Origin of the sequence: Paenibacillus sp. LK1 (assembly GCF_002750415.1) — a bacterium.
Lineage (GTDB): Bacteria > Bacillota > Bacilli > Paenibacillales > Paenibacillaceae > Paenibacillus > Paenibacillus taichungensis.
Map to the genome: position 1 here is coordinate 1 of NZ_PEII01000001.1, position 19,009 is coordinate 19,009.

Annotated in this window: 12 protein-coding genes; 2 read left to right on the top strand and 10 right to left on the bottom strand. The window is 47.6% G+C overall.

What is annotated here, in order from left to right; genetic code table 11:
* The 4 genes from CS562_RS00005 to CS562_RS00025 form a co-directional block, all read right to left on the bottom strand.
* On the bottom strand, positions 1-697 hold a 697-nt coding region (locus CS562_RS00005; RefSeq protein WP_099853667.1), incomplete at its 3' end, for a YebC/PmpR family DNA-binding transcriptional regulator.
* 210 nt (positions 698-907) lie between these two features.
* Positions 908-2,629 carry an assimilatory sulfite reductase (NADPH) hemoprotein subunit gene (gene cysI, locus CS562_RS00010; protein WP_099852601.1) on the bottom strand — a complete coding sequence of 574 codons (1,722 nt, stop codon included), beginning with the start codon at positions 2,627-2,629 and terminating at the stop codon, positions 908-910.
* A gap of 54 nt (positions 2,630-2,683) precedes the next feature.
* Positions 2,684-4,525, bottom strand: a complete 1,842-nt coding sequence (locus tag CS562_RS00015; RefSeq protein ID WP_099852604.1) for an assimilatory sulfite reductase (NADPH) flavoprotein subunit — start codon at positions 4,523-4,525, stop codon at positions 2,684-2,686.
* A gap of 213 nt (positions 4,526-4,738) precedes the next feature.
* Positions 4,739-5,128: a winged helix-turn-helix transcriptional regulator gene (locus CS562_RS00025; RefSeq protein WP_099852609.1), complete on the bottom strand. Its 390-nt coding sequence runs from the start codon at positions 5,126-5,128 to the stop codon at positions 4,739-4,741.
* Positions 5,129-5,305: 177 nt separating this feature from the next.
* On the opposite strand from CS562_RS00025, the gene CS562_RS00030 reads away from it, so the two are divergent.
* On the top strand, positions 5,306-5,866 hold the full coding sequence (locus tag CS562_RS00030; protein WP_063563477.1) for an NAD(P)H oxidoreductase: 561 nt from the start codon (positions 5,306-5,308) through the stop codon (positions 5,864-5,866).
* Positions 5,867-6,027: 161 nt separating this feature from the next.
* On the opposite strand, the gene CS562_RS00035 is transcribed toward CS562_RS00030, so the two are convergent.
* Complete coding sequence (locus CS562_RS00035) at positions 6,028-11,214, bottom strand: S-layer homology domain-containing protein (protein ID WP_099852611.1); 5,187 nt, start codon at positions 11,212-11,214, stop codon at positions 6,028-6,030.
* A 418-nt stretch (positions 11,215-11,632) separates the two neighbouring features.
* Positions 11,633-13,189 carry an ABC-F family ATP-binding cassette domain-containing protein gene (locus CS562_RS00040; RefSeq protein ID WP_099852613.1) on the bottom strand — a complete coding sequence of 519 codons (1,557 nt, stop codon included), beginning with the start codon at positions 13,187-13,189 and terminating at the stop codon, positions 11,633-11,635.
* A gap of 245 nt (positions 13,190-13,434) precedes the next feature.
* On the opposite strand from CS562_RS00040, the gene CS562_RS00045 reads away from it, so the two are divergent.
* Positions 13,435-13,908, top strand: a complete 474-nt coding sequence (locus CS562_RS00045) for an SET domain-containing protein (protein ID WP_076291147.1) — start codon at positions 13,435-13,437, stop codon at positions 13,906-13,908.
* 192 nt (positions 13,909-14,100) lie between these two features.
* On the opposite strand, the gene CS562_RS00050 is transcribed toward CS562_RS00045, so the two are convergent.
* The 4 genes from CS562_RS00050 to CS562_RS00065 all read right to left on the bottom strand — a co-directional run bounded on the left by CS562_RS00050 (position 14,101) and on the right by CS562_RS00065 (position 18,943).
* Positions 14,101-14,709 (bottom strand): DUF1349 domain-containing protein, encoded by a 609-nt coding sequence (locus CS562_RS00050; protein ID WP_099852616.1) that lies wholly within the window; start codon positions 14,707-14,709, stop codon positions 14,101-14,103.
* A 300-nt stretch (positions 14,710-15,009) separates the two neighbouring features.
* Positions 15,010-16,353, bottom strand: a complete 1,344-nt coding sequence (locus CS562_RS00055; protein WP_099852619.1) for a dihydrolipoyl dehydrogenase family protein — start codon at positions 16,351-16,353, stop codon at positions 15,010-15,012.
* Between the two features lie 39 nt (positions 16,354-16,392).
* Positions 16,393-17,907: an osmoprotectant update ABC transporter permease/substrate-binding subunit OpuFB gene (opuFB, locus tag CS562_RS00060; protein WP_099852621.1), complete on the bottom strand. Its 1,515-nt coding sequence runs from the start codon at positions 17,905-17,907 to the stop codon at positions 16,393-16,395.
* Positions 17,900-18,943, bottom strand: coding sequence for an ABC transporter ATP-binding protein (locus tag CS562_RS00065; protein ID WP_099852624.1), 1,044 nt, complete (start codon positions 18,941-18,943; stop codon positions 17,900-17,902). Before CS562_RS00065 ends, opuFB begins: the two co-directional genes overlap by 8 nt.
* Positions 18,944-19,009 lie beyond the last annotated feature (66 nt).

A 19,009-nucleotide genomic window follows, 5' to 3' on the forward strand; every position in this document is an offset into this window, starting at 1 on the left:
GGTACACTTGCTGAACATCTTCAAGATCTTCGAGGGCATCAATCAATTTTTCGAATTGAGCCTGTGCATCCTCGGGAAGTTCAATGTGGTTTTGCGCAAGCATCGTCAGCTCGGCTACTGTGAACTCAGTAACACCGGCAGCTTTAAATGCTTCCTGTACAGCGTGGAATTGATCCGGTTCTGCATATACGATCACAGCATCGTCTTCGTCCACGATATCACGTACATCCACATCTGCTTCAAGCAGAAGTTCCAGTACTTCCTCGGAGTTTTTGCCTTCTACCCCGATTACCGCTGTAGGATCAAACATATAAGCAACCGATCCGCTCACACCCATATTACCCGCGTTTTTGTTAAAAGCAGAGCGCACTTCCGGTGCAGTACGGTTCACATTATTAGTGAGGGCATCCACGATGACCATCGCACCATTCGGTCCGAAGCCTTCATAACGCAGCTCTTCATAGTTCTCATCCCCGCTGCCTTTAGCTTTTTCCATGGCACGGTCAATAATGGCTTTGGGTACGTTATACGTTTTGGCACGTTCCAGCACGACTTTCAGTGCGCGGTTCGCTTCCGGGTCCGGTTCGCCCTTCTTGGCAGCTACATAAATCTCAACGCCGAATTTAGCATAGACCCGGCTAGTATTTGCATCTTTTGAAGCTTTTTTTTCTTTAATATTATTCCACTTACGACCCATATCGTTTCCGCTCACTTTCAACATATAATCTGCTTTCTACTTTGTCATTATATCTTGTTGGGCGTACTTCAACAAGTTTAGACTCACGAAAAAATGGTAAAAGCCAAGTTGATATCACCTTGCCACGTTCCGAAATCCCAAAGAAAAACGATCCAAAAACGTCAAAGAAGCAATTCCCTAAGGAATGCTTCTCTACTCGAATCCATCTAATTAAGCATGAAACTGCTGCCCATCCAGCACTTCAGGCACATAACCGGCACGAATGACGAAATCTCCAAAATGCTCACCATCATTGCGCTCTTTGGCATATTGATTCACCATTGGAGTCAATGTATCCAAAATTTCGGTTTCGCCAATATTTTCTTTGTACAATTTGTTTAAGCGATGTCCGGTAAAACTTCCACCCAGGTACATATTGTATTTTCCCGGAGCTTTCCCGATAAACGAGATTTCGGCCAGCATCGGTCTCGCGCAGCCGTTCGGGCAACCCGTCATACGAATGACAATCTCTTCGTCTCTTAGTCCCGCTTCGTCCAGCACAGGCTCCAGCTTGTCGATCAGTGATGGCAGGTACCGTTCGGATTCAGCCATTGCAAGACCACAAGTCGGAAGCGCCACACAAGCCATAGAACTTCTGCGAAGCGCCGAGTAGTGAGCACCATCGGTCAGATTGTATTGCTCAATCAGTGCCTCAATCTTTTTCTTCTTCTGGCTGCTGATGTTCCCGATAATAAGATTCTGATTGGCTGTGAGACGAAAATCTCCGGTATGAATTTTGGCAATTTCACGAAGACCTGTCATGAGCGGATAACCGTCCACATCCTTCACACGTCCATTTTGAATGAACAAGGTGTAATGCCATCTGCCGTTACTGCCTTTCACCCAACCGTAACGATCTCCATTATGTTCAAAATGGAACTGGCGCGCCGCATCCAGTTTCCAGCCGAGACGATTCGTCAGTTCTTCCACGAACCATGCAAGGCCACGGTCATCGATTGTATATTTGAAGCGGGCATGTTTACGCACTGCACGATCCCCATAGTCACGCTGAATCATAACCGTCTTCTCCGCAACATCAATCATTTGCTCTGGTGTACAGAAACCAATGACTTTGGACACCTGCGGATAAGTCTTCGGATCACCATGAGACATCCCCATACCACCACCGACAGAAACGTTAAAACCTTGCAGCTTGCCGTTCTCTACAATAGCGATAAATCCGAGATCCTGTGAAAACACATCTACATCATTGGATGGTGGAACGGCAATCCCGATTTTGAACTTACGCGGCAAATACACTTTGCCATAAATCGGTTCAACTTCTTCATCTGTGTCTTGTGAATCGATAATTTTCTCTCCATCCAGCCACAGCTCATGATACGCACGAGTCCGTGGATCCAGGTGATTACTCACCTGGCATGCCCATTCATATACTTCAGCATGAATATCCGATTGGTCTGGATTCGGATTACACATGACGTTCCGGTTCACGTCGCCACAAGCAGCTAGGGTGCTGAGCAACGAATCGTTTACTTCACGAATGGTATTTTTAAGATCCCATTTGAGCACACCATGCAGTTGAAATGACTGGCGCGTGGTCAGACGAATGGTCTCATTCGCATATTTATGCGCTACACGATCCATCATCAACCACTGTTCGGGTGTAACAATTCCTCCGGAAGCACGCACACGCAACATGAATTGATAAGCAGGCTCCAGCTTGGATTTATTCCGCTCATTACGCAGGTCACGGTCGTCTTGCATATAACTGCCGTGATGTTTCATCAGACGGTTATCGTCCTCAGGAATCGCACCACTGATCCGATCCGCCAGCGTTTCAGTCAGACTTCCACGCAAGTAGTCACTTTTGATCTTTATATCTTCCACATCACTGTTCGTGCGCTGTGGGTTAAGTAAGTTATTATAAGTCATGCTGCTTTCTCCTCTCGTATCTCCGGGATGCCTTATCCGGCATATGATCTGTAATTAATACACATCCCGCTGATACCGTTTTTCCTGCTGCAAACGTGTCAAATATTCCGCTGCCTGTTCAGGTGTTAGGCCACCCTCTTGTTCAAGAATGGTCGCGAGTGCAGCATGAACATCATGTGCCATTCGTTTCTCGTCACCACAAATATATATAACTGCACCTTCCTGTAACCATTGATACAGCTCTTTGCTATGCTCCAGCATCCGATGCTGCACATATACTTTCTCTTCTGCATCACGGGAAAAAGCGACATCCATCTTCGTAAGAACGCCGTCCTTGAGCCAGCGCTGCCATTCGGTCTGATAGAGGAAATCGGTGGAGAAATGCTGATCGCCGTAGAACAGCCACGTTTTGCCTTCTGCACCCGTCTCTTCACGCTCTCCAAGGAATGATCTGAACGGAGCTACACCTGTACCTGGTCCAACCATGATGATTGGAGCATCCGGGTTCTCCGGCAGTTTGAAGTTTGGATTTTGCTGAATAAATACAGGTAATGTATCCCCTAGTTCAACTCGTTCAGCCAGATGAACAGAGCACACACCATAGCGCTCTCTGCCACGTGATTCATAACGTACTGTTCGAACGGTAAGATGAACTTCCTCCGGGAAAGATTTCGAACTGCTTGCAATCGAATACAGACGTGCCGGGATTTTGCGAAGCACAGCTACGAACGATGCAGCCGGAATACCTTTAAGCCCATAATCCTGTACCAGATCCAGCAAATCACAACTGTTCATGACCTTGCGGAATTCCGAATCATCTGCAAGCAGAGGGGGCAACCCGCTACCCGGGCTCAGCTTTGCCAGCTGCTCCACAACGGGTCTTGTGACAGCAGTAATTTCGAAGTAACGCAATAATGCTTCACGTACAGAAACCTGGTCTCCACTTTTATTAACCGTAACGCGCTCATCTGCATTCCATTCCATGGCTGCAATCAGCTCATCGACCAGGCGTGGATGATTCTCAGGGAATACACCGAGGCTGTCGCCCGGTTCGTAGTCCAGATTGGAACCTTCCAGAGACAATTCGATATGACGTGTCTCTCGGTCCGATCCTCTGCCGTTCAAATTGAGATTTTCCAGCACTTCTGCCTTGAATGGATTCGTCCGGTTGAACTCGGAATCACCGCTGCTTACTGCGGCTCCAATCGCTTCACTTGTTACTACTCCCGCAGCAGCAGGTGTACTGCTGAGTGAAGCAAGCACATCATTCATCCACTCTGCAGCCGCTTCATCAAAATCAACATCACAGTCCACACGTGGTACAAGCGCTGTTCCGCCAAGTTCCTGCAAACGAATGTCAAAATCCTTCCCTGTCTTACAGAAGAACTCATACGAAGTATCTCCCAAAGCCAGAACGGAGTAACGCAATCCCTCGAGCTTCGGAGCCCGTTTGCTATGCAGGAATTCATGCAATGGAATCGCATTATCCGGCGGCTCGCCTTCTCCATGTGTGCTGACAATAATGAGAAGATTCTCTACTTTTTTCAGTCCGTTCGGTTTGAAATCTCCCATTGACGACAGGGTTACCTGAAGACCCTGCTCTTCCAGCTTTTTCGCCAGTTTCTTGGATAGTCCACTGGAGTTCCCGGTTTGTGATCCAAAGAGTACCGTAACTTCCCTGGACACCGCAGCAGGTGCACTTGCAGGAGTAATACTTGCTGAAGATGCAGGCTGTTGTTCCACACCAGCAGGTGCAGCTACAGCCGCAAATCCCTGAATGGCTGTCAGATATCCGCTAAGCCACGTTTTCTGTCCATCGTTCAATGTAGGAATAAGGCGATTGAGCAGCTCAACCTGTTCCTGATTAAAAGGGCTGTTTGTCACTTGAAGTTCCACCATTTGCCACCTCGCGCATTACGTCAATTTTAATTCCTACTAAAATGATCATATTAATTTCTACTCTCTTGAAGCTACCATACCCGATGGTAGGGGTCAATTTCGATGATTTTATGGTATTTATCAGTTTCACTGATAAAGGACAAAAAAACAACAAATACCCTCCTCCTCAATTCAGGAAGGTTTTTGTTGTTTTTTAAATCTGGAAGCAGTTTAGTTCGAAGTCAAAAGCGGAATATATTCGCTAAAATGATTCTCCAGCACTTTGTTTTTATCACCATATACTCTGTCCAGATGATTCTCTCCCCACAGACAGATGCGGTCGATGATTGCCTGCAGTGTCAAGCCATACTCGGTCAGCTCATACTCTACCTTGGGTGGAATCTCGGGATGAATAATTCGATGGATGATTTCATTCTTTTCAAGATCACGCAGCTGCTGGGTAAGGACCTTCTGAGTAATGCCAGGGATAGCTCTGCGAAGTTCGCTTGTTCGTTTTTTACCTGATATCAGTTGATGCAGAATAAGAATCCTCCATTTTCCACCGACCAGTTCTAACATTGCCTGCACACCACTCTCATATCTTTTCAGTTCCTGTTCCACTGGGAATCCTCCTTAAATCACATATATGTTTACCCATTATTAAAAGTAACCGAAGAACCTCAAAGTATCTACAGCACTCGAAGGTGCGTACTTCTCAATAAGATGTCATGAAACTTATAATAACATTGGTCAGAACGTTAAACCAAAAAATGAAGGAAAAAGGATGGTCACTCATACATGAAAATTAAACTGGTCGTTACTCACCCAAGACAGGATTCTCTAACATTTGCCGTGATGAATCGTTTTATAGAAGGTCTGAAGGAGAATCACCATGAAATTGATATCCTTGATCTGTACCATGATGGATTCGATCCGTTATATAGCGTAGAAGATGAGCGAGATTGGCAAAATCCCGATAAGCAGCATGCCCCTGTAATTCGCAAAGAGCTGGATCGCGTGCTCGCGGCTGATGCCATTGTCTTTATTTTCCCGGTATGGTGGTACAACGTTCCTTCCATGCTCAAAGCTTATCTGGACAAGGTATGGAACATGGGGCTGCTGAACAAAGCAAACTCCAAAAAGGCACTCTGGATTGCACTAGCTGGAGGAACGGAGGCTTCATTCCATAAGTACGATTATTACAACATGATTTCGAATTATCTGAATAATGGGATCGCTGGTTATGCAGGATTGCAGGAATCCCGAGTCGAGTTTCTCTATGAAACCATATCCGAATCCAAAACGCATATTGAAGGCTTGCTGGAGCAAGCGTATCAAATCGGTAGACATTACAAGTAACCTCTGCAATCGGAAAGAAAGCTACTGGCTCGTAAAGAGTGGACTTCACCCTCCAGTTATCCCCCATGCCGGGCGCATAAGCAAAAAGAAAAAGGCTTACTTCATCCTTTAATCCAGGTTGAAGTAAGCCTTCTCTTCTTACGCTAAAATGGTTGTTATCATCAGTTAGGCCAAACCAATTTACTCATCATTGCATACAGCAGCGTTGCCGATTCGGCACGAGTCGCTTGGGCAAGAGGCTTCACCTCTCCGTTGTATCCACCGACGATGCCCAGCTTTACAAGCAAGGCTACGCTATCGCGGGCATATGAGCGGATCGTGGAAGCATCGCGGAACTGTACAAGGCTATCCGCCGAAGCTGATTCCGGCTCGACCATTCCGGCCGCTCCAAGTGCCCTCACGGTCAGCGTCATCATTTCCTGACGGGTGATGGTTGCCTCAGGCTTAAAGCGCCCGTCCCCGGTGCCACCAGTGATGCCAAGCGCACGCGCCGTGGTTACCGCTTCATAATACGATGCCTCCGCGCTGACATCGGAGAACGCATTCCCGCGCAACGTTTTCAAGCTGAGTGCGGTCATCAGCCACTGCACGTATTGACCACGTGTCATCACCTGTTTCGGATACAACTGACGGGAGTCCTCGCTTGCACCTTCATCAAAGACTCCTCGGGCTGCCAAGGCCTCCAAGGCATTCTTAGCCCATGGTACATTCGCGAGATCAGTGAACGTCTGCTGCACAGACACGGCAGCATAATTTCCTACTGCGGACGTAACAGTGAATACGACCTCTCTGCTATTCTGATCATAACGGCTTTGGGGCAACGGAGTTGCCACATGATTCGCATCTATAGCAAACCCTACGATTATATCCCGTTGTACATTTTGCAATGTTTCGTAGGGCAGACGCAGCGTGAGCTCATTTGCTGCTGGCCAAGCATCACCGTCCAGATCAATTTCCAATCGAACCCCGTGCTGTGTTCCGAGTTGATCTGCAACTGTCTGTGACAGCTGAGTTCGAATCAATCGCACCGATACAGTCTCATACCCTGCTAAGTCTTTCATTGAAAGTGTGGCAGGAAGCTCTAACGTTCCCAATTCCGTAACGATGTTGAATACATGTGCGTCGCCTTGGCCCACCAACGCAGAGACAGGCAGCAATAGTTCATATGCACTTGCTCCTGAAACCGGTTTCTGCCGAAGTTCGACCAGACGGTGACTCTTACTAGCAGGAGCGACTCTCAATGCCTCTTCAATCGCTGAAGCATCCACCTTCGTCTGTACTACACCCTTCTGGTCAACAATACCTTGTAACTCAAGAACGGCACGGTCTTTTTGCGATACTGGTCGTGGTGATGAATTCTCTGTACTTGGGGTACCACTTCCTGATTGCCCTCCGGAGCTGCTCGAATTACCGCCGGCCGAACCATCGGAACCCGAGCCTCCTGGTGATGGTGTATACCCTGGTACCTTTACCATTAGCGGTATAGTCATCGCTTTGCTTTCATCAGAAATTCGAGTAATCTCCAATTCCAGCATGACCGATGTTTCCTTCGATGGCGGGATGATCGTTCCATCGGTTTGAATGACGGTCGGCACCAAACTAGAAGCGATCTCCACGGCAAAACCTTGCGGCACAGTCGGCAACTTCAACCTCTTCGCACCTGCAGAAGGTTGCTCCAGTACCGTAATGCTTGCAGCCACATCGGCAGCGGTCTGTTGGGCCGTAAGCACATGATACGCGGAAGACAACCCGCGCATCGAATGCCCCGACGCGTCAAAAGCTTCCACTTTGTAATAATAACTGGTGCCGGGGCTCAGTTCGTTGTCCGTATACTCCCGCAAACTGCCGTTGTAGACGACACTGTACTCTCCTTTCTCACGATCGGAGCGATAGAGCTTGTAGCTTGCTGCGCCAAGAATTGCATCCCAGTGGAGTGATGCACTTGTTGCAGCCGACATATCAGCATTTAGACCGGCGCTATCATCCGCAGGTGGCACCGCATCAGACTTGGCGATTATAATCCAGCTGATCAGCGGGTCCTGTGATGCCGTATTACGTACCGTTAATTCCAACTTGTTGCCAGATGCCACAATGCCTGTGTGAGCTCTTACACTGGCGGGTGTATAAGTAACTGCACCGGTATTCGTGCCATTGATGAGGAAGTTCGCTTTCCGCGATGTGTTCGTCCATGGATCGTTGAACCCGGCGTATATATCGTATGTCCCGTTCGGCACATCGAAGGTATAGGTCAGATCACTGCCTTTGGGCGAGTTGCTGACATTGCCGCCGTTCAAATAACGGACGGTCGAGAAAATATCCCCGCCGCTCGAACCGGAAGCGAGCGCATCTGCGCTGACATAACCCCAATTCCGTCCCTCCTCCGGAGCGTACAACTGATCTGCCGTATCCGAATTGACGAGCGTGCCTTTCATGTAGGCACCCATCAGTTTATAATCAGCCGTTTCGTATCCACCGCTGTTCACGAAATACTGTGCGTTCTCCGGAATAACATATACTCGAACAGCCTGCTTTTTGTTACCGAACTCCGGTGTCGTTACCTGAAGGGTGATTGGTCCGGGTTTCGCAAAATCTTCTGCCACCATGACCCGGTTATCCACTGTCCATACCGCTGGGGTTGACACAAGCGTACCTCCGTCATGCACATTGACCGTCGTAGGCAGGGAAGGTACTTTCCCGAGCGGCACAGCTTCCGGCAGCGGATCGACGATGTCTACCTTGCCCATCGAATTCAGCAGATCAGGCGACCAACTGTTATACCACTTTATAGCGATGTCTGATCCTATCCCAAACTCAATGGGCAAGAAAACGTATTTTGCCCCGTCGTTTGAGAAATTGCCGCCGTTCCACGTGTCTCCCACGTAAATGAATTTTCCTTTTTCCGGATCGACTGGAATGACCGACGTAGTCTGCGTACCGAACGCCTTACCCGGATCGGGATCGCTCGGCAATGTGCGTACGAACGGATTGGTCATGGTTGACCAAGGACCAAAAATGTTATCCGCCACCGTCACTTTGTTTTCGTTAGGGGCCCAGCCGGACGCGCCGGAGGTCAGAATATAATATTTGCCCTGATACTTGAACATCGCGGGCGCTTCACGCTGTCCGCCTGGGAACACGCGCACATAATCGACGCCATATTCCGCCTGATAGGTCGAATCACGTACCGGATTGCCTTTGTCATCCGTTCGTCCTTCCTTATGCCACCCTGTTACGTCACTGTAGTCTTCATTCAGTTTGGAGATATACAGCGTCAGGTTTTCCTCGCTGGAGTAGATCAGATATCCGGTACCATCGTCGTCCTTGAACAACGTCATGTCACGTGCCATGCCCCGATCGCTTGGGAAATAATCTTTCTCCCCTTCGGGAGTTCTGTCCATCCGGTAACTCTTCTGATACACGAAAGGCCCTGTCGGGGAGTCACTGATTGCGTAGCCGGCCCGCGCTTTACCGTAGTTCGCATTATCGTTGTAGGGGTCCTTGTCTCCGTCCATGTGGGCCCACATCACATATTTTTTCGTTTTGTCATTATAGATGACCTTCGGTCGTTCAATAATTCGGCCTTTACGGATATCGGCCCAAATGTCCACCTTGTCGTCACGACCTTCATACAACTTGGCGATCAACGGGTTCTTGTCGAAATCATCCATCGATTGAATCATCGTCAGTGCCATGCCTTCATCTGTCCAGTTCAGCAGGTCCTTGGATGAATATACGCGCACACCAGCGGCTGGCCATCCGCCCGTATGGTATTCGCCATACCAATAATACTTTTCAGTCTGTTCATCGTAAAAAAATCCTGCGCCGTGTGCGTCGATCGGCTTGCCGTCCTGATCCGGCCATAACTGCCCCGGCGTAAAGCTTGTACGAATGGTGGCAACGCCCAGCGGTGCAGATGCAGGAGAAACGATGTCGTCGACGGTTGCCTGGATCATGTAAAAATACCCCGTGCCCATCGTCAGACCATTATCAATAAACGTACTTTCATTGCCACTGTACACCTGCTGATACGTACCTGCAGCACTGGTTGCACGGGACACCGTATATGTTACATCAGATCCAGAAAGTTCGTTCCACCCTAGAGAAATCGACGTATCCGTTACGACTGTAGCAGCAAATCCTGCTGGGGAATCAATCGAGTATGTGGTAGCCTCGGCAACGGTGAACGCAGATTCTCCGGCAGCATTAAAGGCCGTTACGCGATAGCTATAGCTGTTGCCGGGATCAAGCCCCTGATCCGTGTAACTGAGCGCCGTACCTTCATACACCTGATTATACTGGTCGCTGCCAGCCTCAGCCCGAGCCACACGGTAGCCAGCCGCCTTGTCCACGGCTGGCCAAGACAGCTTCACGCTCGTGGCATCGAGTGCCAAGGCCTTCAATTCGCCTGGTCCCTGTGGAGCAACGGCTGTCGTCCGAACCTCCAGCGGCGCAGACCATAACGATTCGGTCATCCCCCCATATTCATAGGCGAGCTTGTAATAATACACCATATCCGCACTTAACCCCTCATCCACGTAACCCAAAGACCCGGTGTTGGTAATCAGGGAATATCCACTATCAGGCGTAGAGGAACGGTACAGGTGATAGCTTGTTGCACCTGCTGCCTCGGTCCATTGCAGTGAAACCGAAGACGCCGTCTGTTCATCGTTGGAGAGTTGGAGATCGTTCCCTGGTGGCTGCTCGGCAATGATAACGTCATCTATATGTACCGACTGCCACTTATTACGAATGCCAACTGTACCCGACCCGTATGTAGTATCGATCAAATCGAATACTAACCGATCCGAACCGTTTTCGGCGATGTACCCGCGAATGGAAGAACCCGACAGCACCATTTTGAGCGTATACCACGTATTTTTGGCCAACGCATAGTCCACCGATTTCAATGTCATATCTGTTCCGTTTACCCGCTTGGAAAAGACAAGTTTATTGTTAGGGGCCTGCATTTGAAAATAATAAAAGTTGCCCTTATCCTGAAACCGCAATAGAATTCCCGGAAATCCCTGACCGCCCCCCGTGTAAAAACGCATGGAAACCGTCATGTCAGTCATGACCTCTCCGGTTGAAATGATGCCTTCCCCAGTATCGCTCTGAAAAAGTGTGGAGTTGGACGTATCCGTTGGGTCCGCCATTACCTCCCAACTACCTGAGCTTACGTCCCACACTGGCGATGCCGTGTAATCTCCGTCAGAAAAATCGTCTTGCAACAACGTAGCAGGCATTCTATCCGCATCGGCATATGCATGGCTTGGTAACATCAACGGTCCTGAAGACAATGCCAACGTAGCAGATAACATGAATATCAAGGGTTTCCTGAGTTTATCCAATGTTCATTCTCTCCTTTGACTTGGAAGATGAAAGCATGGTTCTTGAAGGCGGTGTTGTTATCCGACCTGTCCTCAGCAGTGAGCATGCGGTAGAAAAGTGCGCTCCACCTCCCTTTTTTGATGAAACCGGTTTCATTACAGAGCAAAAAAAGACCCGTCTTCTCTCCTAAGTGCAATGATACCAAAACGGAATACCCTCGTCTTCTTTGCCCCTATGTCGTGAAACAGGTTTATATTATATAAATGTAATCGCTTTCTCGAATTATATGATTACGTATTTGAAGCTGTCAACCATTAACTCAGCTCGGACATTTTTCGCTGTAACATGCAAAAAAAACGCGTATTCCGCCTGCCATGCAAGCAAAATACGCGTCTTCTATCACCGTTCGAGTTTGTTCCCAAACTCACCCATATTACTTTAAAATACCTTCGTTGTCCATGACTCACAATTCCATGTCTCCGTAACCACATCACGATAGAATTCAGGTTCGTGAGAGATCAGCAGAATGCTGCCTTTGTATGCTTTGAGTGCGCGTTTCAACTCTTCCTTCGCATCAACGTCCAAATGGTTCGTCGGCTCATCGAGTACGAGCAGATTTGTTTCGTTATTGATCAGTTTGCAGAGACGAACTTTGGCTTTCTCGCCACCACTCAATACGGCAACCTTGCTCTCAATATGCTTGGTCGTCAGTCCGCATTTTGCGAGTGCAGCACGTACTTCAAATTGGGTATAGGAAGGGAACTCCTGCCAGATCTCTTCGATACAGGTATTGTAGTTCGCATCCTTCATCTCTTGTTGGAAATATCCAATCTCCAGATGTTCACCGCGCTGAACGGTTCCTTCCAAAGCTGGAATCTCCCCCAGAATGCTGCGCATCAGCGTTGTTTTACCGATACCGTTTGCACCAACGAGGGCGATCTTCTGTCCACGCTCCATGCGCAGGTCCAGTGGTCTCGACAACGGCTCATTGTATCCAATGACAAGGCCTTTTGTTTCGAAAATAAGCTTGCCGGACGTTCTTGCATCACGGAAGTTAAACTGTGGTTTCGGTTTTTCCTTGGCGATTTCGATGACATCCATCTTGTCCAATTTCTTCTGTCTGGACATCGCCATGTTGCGTGTAGCCACACTTGCCTTGTTCCGGGCCACAAAGTCCTTAAGATCGGCAATTTCCTGTTGTTGACGCTTATACGCCGACTCCAGCTGCTGTTTTTTCATCTCATGAACTTCCTGGAAATGACTATAATCGCCCACATAACGGGTGAGATCCTGATTTTCCATGTGATAGATCAAGTTAATTACACTGTTCAGGAACGGGATATCATGCGAGATCAGAATAAAGGCATTCTCATATTCCTGCAAATAGCGTTTCAGCCATTCGATATGCAATTCATCCAGATAGTTCGTAGGCTCATCCAGGAGCAGAATATCCGGTTTTTCAAGCAGCAGCTTGGCGAGCAATACCTTCGTACGTTGTCCACCACTAAGGTCGTTAACGTCCTTGTCCAGACCGATATCGGTTAGACCCAGACCACGTGCTGTCTCGTCGACTTTGGCATCGATCATGTAGAAATCCTGGTTAGTCAGCGTATCCTGAATCGTACCTACATCCTCCAGCAGTTGTTCCAATTCCTCCGGAGTTACATCGCCCATCTTGCCATACATTTCATTCATTTCTTGTTCCATGTCGAACAAATACTGGAACGCACCACGAAGGACATCACGAATGGATTGTCCTTTGCTGAGCACAGCGTGCTGATCCAAATATCCGACACGCATACGTTTGGACCACTCCACTTTGCCTTCATCCGGCTGGAGTTTGCCTGTAATAATGTTCATGAAGGTAGATTTACCCTCACCATTGGCCCCGATCAGACCAATATGTTCGCCTTTCAGGAGGCGGAAAGAAACGTTGTTAAAGATAGCACGGTCACCAAAACCATGACTTAATTTTTCGACATTTAATATGCTCATTCATGACACCTTTTCTATATAGACTTAATTCTTTGTATATTATAAGCGTTATATCATGCACAACTCAACGCCCTATTGTAAATTTAGCACCATTTTTCGATGAAATGTCCTTCGTTTTGATTCCGAATCCACTCAATCTGAAATCAATGACATTTGCCTTATAGGTATGGATGAGTTAAAATTTTTCCTTAAACGACTTACTACTATAAGAATGGAGCTCTCTTGGAGAGCATCAGGTGAAAATCATGATTGAAGTGAAACAATCCAAATTGGGTGATGGCGAATTTAACCGCGGCGTATTTGCGACCGTAGACATTCCAAAAGGCCAGCTGATCCATCAGGCTCCGGTTGTCCCTTATCCCAATGAAGACCACGAACATGTTGAGAAAACAATTCTCGAAGATTACGTATTTGAATATGGAGCCAATCATACGGCTATCCTGCTGGGCTATGGCAGTTTGATCAACCATTCCTACGAGCCTAATGCCACCTATGATATCAACTTCGAAAACCACACTTTTGACTTCTATGCTTATACAGATATCAAAGCTGGCGAAGAAGTATTGATCAATTATAATGGCGAGGAAGATAACATGGACCCATTGTGGTTTCTGGATGATTACGAAGAACGTATGCGTGAGTTGAACGAAGCAAATGATGGTGAAGAGGATGCTGATGGCATCGAATCAGACTCCAAGGATACGGACTCAAGCAAATAGACCTTGAAGATAAACGACAACAGTAGTGCAACTTCTTATGGACAAAACAAAACTCAAAAAATTTCACCATAATCCGTTGTAGGGCTAAATGCCGCTGCCTAATGCAAACGAAAACAAGCAAGTCCTCCACCAAGGAAGACTTGCTTGTTTTCGTTTGTTTCGATAGCGTCACATTTCCCAACCAAACCCATATTAATCGGCAATGGGAGGGTCAGTGTGCAGATCCTGATCCGGTTCAGTCAATTTCCATTTGGTAAACGCAACCTCGAACCCGGCACGCTTCGGAGAACAGAGAAACGGGCCTGCTTGCTTGTTCGTCGGATAGGCAAACCTCGCGACCCGAATGGTACGCCAAGGATGCTCATCCGTGCGGGCACGAATAACTACGGCTTCATCATGGTATGAAGCCCGAATGGTAACGATGCGTCCACCCCACTCCGGTACAGGAGAAAGCGACCAATCGGAAAAGCGATCCGTTACGACCGCTCCTACATGAGCCACGCCGTCATTTACTTCTACCCCCGCCTTGATCCATTGATCCTGCCCATGCCAGAGCATTAACCCTGCCTGATCATACAATTCCGTAAATGAACTCAGATCAAATGATACTTCAATTGCCTTGGTTCCATCCCATGGAGCAAGCATGGCATGTCCATTCTGATGGCAGAAACCGTAGAAGGTCTTCTCCCAGAAGTCACTGCCCTCCTGTGCCTCCACAATCAGACGGTCACCTTCCGTTCGCGCTTGGACCGGTTCAGTTGTCCATTCGGCATCATGAATCCGATGGAAATTAATTGACATGATTCTTCCCTTCCTTCCACATTCACGTCTTGTAACCTCGTTACTATATAAAATGAACTGAAGACTATAACACTCTGATACTTCAATTGCAGAACCATCTTCCGATCGCTTTTATCCCCAGATTTTTTTGATCCATTTTCAAATGGAAAAATCCGGGGATAAAAGCGGGGCAAATGCTTCCGAAGTAGCTTTCTTACATAAAGCTTTTAGCTCCGCTTCTTCAGATTGGTTCAGCACTTTCCGTTTCGTGTAATCTTCTTTTTACTTTATATAGACACAAATTACAACACATGAGTTCATCTAAAATAAGGAGCCCATATCCGATGCGGCTGTAGGATATGCAAAATTCATGGTGTTTAGCTGATCGGTCGTCAAATCGAACTGAATTGCCATGGCGAACAGGTTAATCAGTTCTTCTGTTTTGCCACCCAATACATGGGCACCCAGGATACGTCCTGTTTCCTTGTCGATTACAACTTTGGCCATGGCAAATTTTTCATTCGTACGTTTATAAGTATACCATTTCGACATGTCATTTACTTTCACCTCGTAGCCCTCTTTTTTGGCCTGCTCCACAGTAAGACCTACAGAACCCAGGGATGGCACGGTAAATACAATGGAAGGCATTACTTTATAATTAGGTTTGTTATGATTGCCTTCAAGCAGATTCAAGGATACGGCGCGTGATTCCTGGCCTGCAAGCGGAGTCAACGGAAGTCCTTCCGTTGCGGTAACATCGCCGGCCGCGTAGACTCTTGGATTGCTTTCGCTCTGTAAGTACTCATTAACGGAGATGCCTTTTTTCGTATAGCTGACATTTCCCTTCTCCAGTTCAAGCCCATCTACATTCGGAATACGCCCTGCTCCGTGAACGACAAGTCCACACTGCCATTGATGTTCAGCCCCATTGCGGGTTCCACTAACCATATATGTGTTTCCCTGCTGACGAATCGCCTTCACTTCCGCATTCAAGTGTACATGAATGCCTATTTCTTCGGATTTTTGCAGCAGCAGGTCCACTAGTTCCGAATCAAACTGTTCCAGCGGCTCTTCGCCTCGATGTATAATATGGACTTCCGTGCCAGCTCTCGCCGCAATATGTGCAAATTCAAAAGCAATGTAACCGCCACCGACCAGAACCAATTTATCCGGCAGCTGTTCCAGATCAAGAAAATCATCGCTGTATTTCAGATGCTCGGCACCATCAATAGGAAGTGGTGCTGGACGCGCACCTGTTGCAATTAGAATATGTTTCCCCTGCAGTATTTCGTCCCCTACACGAACGTGATCTTCGTCAACGAATGAAGCCTTACCATGGAACGTATGCATCCCGGCCTGCTTGAACTTATCCTCACTTGCTCTCGGAATACTCTCCGTAAATGTTCGCTTGAACGCCATAAGTTCCGACCACTGAATAGAAGCGTTACCTTCCACTCCCTTGCCCTTCATTCGTTCATTCCAGTCGATCAGTTCAGCCGCTCCTGCAAGCACTTTTTTGGGATCACAGCCTCGTAATGCACAGGTTCCGCCAAACTCTCGTTCATCAATTACGGCAATTTTCCATCCGGCTTCAGCGCAGCGGGATATAACCGAGCTTGCAGCGCTCCCAGTTCCAATCGCGATCAGATCATAAGGTTGTGTCATGTTAGTTCCTCCTCTTCATGTATAACCGTAAATATCAAACTATAATAACCCTGCTTTTTGCAGATAGTCCGTTGCCACTTGTTCTGGAATCGCTCCATTAACGTTCACTTCGTAATTCATTTGACGCATCTCATCGTCCGTGATTCGGCCTGCAAGTTGATTCAGTACCTCTACCAGCTGCGGATATTGATCTGCCGTTTCTTTGCGGAGCATCGGCGCTCCCTGATATGGCGGGAACAATTCCTGATCATCCTCCAGCACAACGAGTTTATACTGTCTCAGTTCACTGTCTGTGGAGTAAGCATCCAGCAAATTGATATCTCCACGCTGTACGGCTGAATAACGCAGTTTCGGTTCCATTGTGGCCACGTTCGGGAATTTGATGCCATACTTCTTCTGAATACCAACATATCCGTCTTCCCGATCAGAGAATTCCAGTGTGAATCCTGCCTTGATCTGCTGCTGTACCGACTTAAGATCCGATATGGTCTTCAGATTATACTGATCCGCAACCTTCTGAGGCACAGCCAACGTATACGTATTGTTGTAATCCATCGGGTTCAGAAGAACCATATTGAATTGGCTCAACATCCCGTCTCTTGCCTGTTCATACACTTCTGTGCGATCAGTGCTAACTGCGGTTTCCTTCATAAATTCAGATATGGCGGTACCTGTAAATTCCGGATAAATATCAATATCACCTGATTTCAGTGCATTGAACAGAAATGTGGTTTTTCCCAATCCTGGTTTCAATTCAACCTTCAGATCGGTATCTTTTTCAATAAGCAATTTGTACATATTAATCAAAATCTCCGGTTCGGCACCCAGCTTGCCAGCAATAACCAGATCTTTTTGCCCTCCACGGGAGAGCCAAGGAATCGTGATTACCAGAACGGCCACCAGAGCGAGCGTTCCGAGAGTGACCAGCGTTTTCTTGAATGATAAACGTTGGAACTGACGGAGCAGCACATCAAACAAAATGGCAAGTAATGCGGCTGGGATAGCTCCCAGAATAATCAATGAAGTATCATTTCGATCAATACCAAGCAAAATGAGTTCACCCAGCCCCCCTGCACCAATCAGGGCAGCAAGCGTGGCTGTACCTACAATCAGAACCATTGCGGTACGAATGCCTGCCATAATGACAGGCATCGCGAGTGGCAGCTCCACTTTGGTCAGACGTTGACGACTGTTCATGCCCATTGCATTTGCTGCCTCGACCATGGAAGGATCAACTTCCGATATGCCCGTATACGTGTTGCGGAGTACCGGAAGCAAGGCATACACTACAAGCGCAATAATCGCAGGAAATGTACCGATGCCGAATAACGGAATGAGCAATCCGAGAAGGGCCAGGGACGGGATTGTTTGCAGTACGGCTGTTACCCCAATAATCGGCTCAGCCACTCTTGGTTTACGTGTCAGATAAATGCCCAGCGGGATCGCGATCAGAACGGCAAAGAACAATGCGATAAATGAGATCTGAATATGCTCAAGTAGAGCGGATAATAACTGTCCTTTGCGCTCACTGAACACCTCTGTAAATCTACTCATGCGCTTCACCCCGTTCCTGCAACTGCCCGGACCAGTACTGGATTAAATCGGCTCGACTGACCTGACCTATAATCTGGTGGTCTTTCTCGACCAGTAAATGATCATGAGATGCCATGATTTCCACAAAATCAGGCAGCGTAATCGAAACGGGAACAGCCGTTTTGGCTGACTTCGGCACATGCCCGGGTGAGAGCGGTGACATGATCGTTTCAAGATCAAATTTTGAAGACAGTCGTTCTTTTTCGCCGGAGGCTGCTTGTATTTCATACATTGACTCACCCCCACCAGATTCAGGCTGTAAACTCCTATCCGGAGCTGAACTGCCAACAAAGTCACGTACAAATTCATTCGCTGGCTGCTGGATTAGTTCTTCCGGGGTGCCTACCTGTAACACTTGCCCATCCTTCATGATGCAGATACGATCACCCAGCTTCATCGCTTCCTGAATATCATGGGTAACAAACACAATCGTCTTCTTCATCTGACGCTGAATATCCAGAATATCGTCCTGTAATTTTTCGCGGCTCATCGGGTCAAGTGCACTGAACGGTTCATCCATCAGTACAATTTCGGGATCGGCAGCGAGTGCGCGTAATACACCGATTCTCTGTTGTTGTCCACCAGATAGCTCAGCAGGCTTGCGATCACTGTATGTGGTACCTTTCAGTCCGACCATGTCCAGCAAAGTATGTACGCGCTCCTTGATTTGCTCTGACTTCCACTTTCGGAGTTCAGGAACAACCGCAATATTTTCGGCAATTGTCATGTGTGGGAACAGTGCAATCTGTTGCAGCACATATCCGATATTCCAGCGCAATTCATGAATGTTATATTCATCGATAGGCCGTTCGTTAATTCGAACAGTCCCATCTGTCCGCTCGATCAGGCGATTAATCATTTTGAGCATTGTGGTTTTGCCGCAACCGCTCGGACCAATCATGACGAACAGCTCTCCCTTATTAATGCTGAGATTAACCTGACGCAGAGCATGGGTTCCATCAGGGTATTGCTTGGATACATTTTCGAACTGAATCATCCGTTCTCTTCTCTCCTTTTATCAAACATTCATTCTCATCTATTTCCCCAAAAGCGTACGCATATA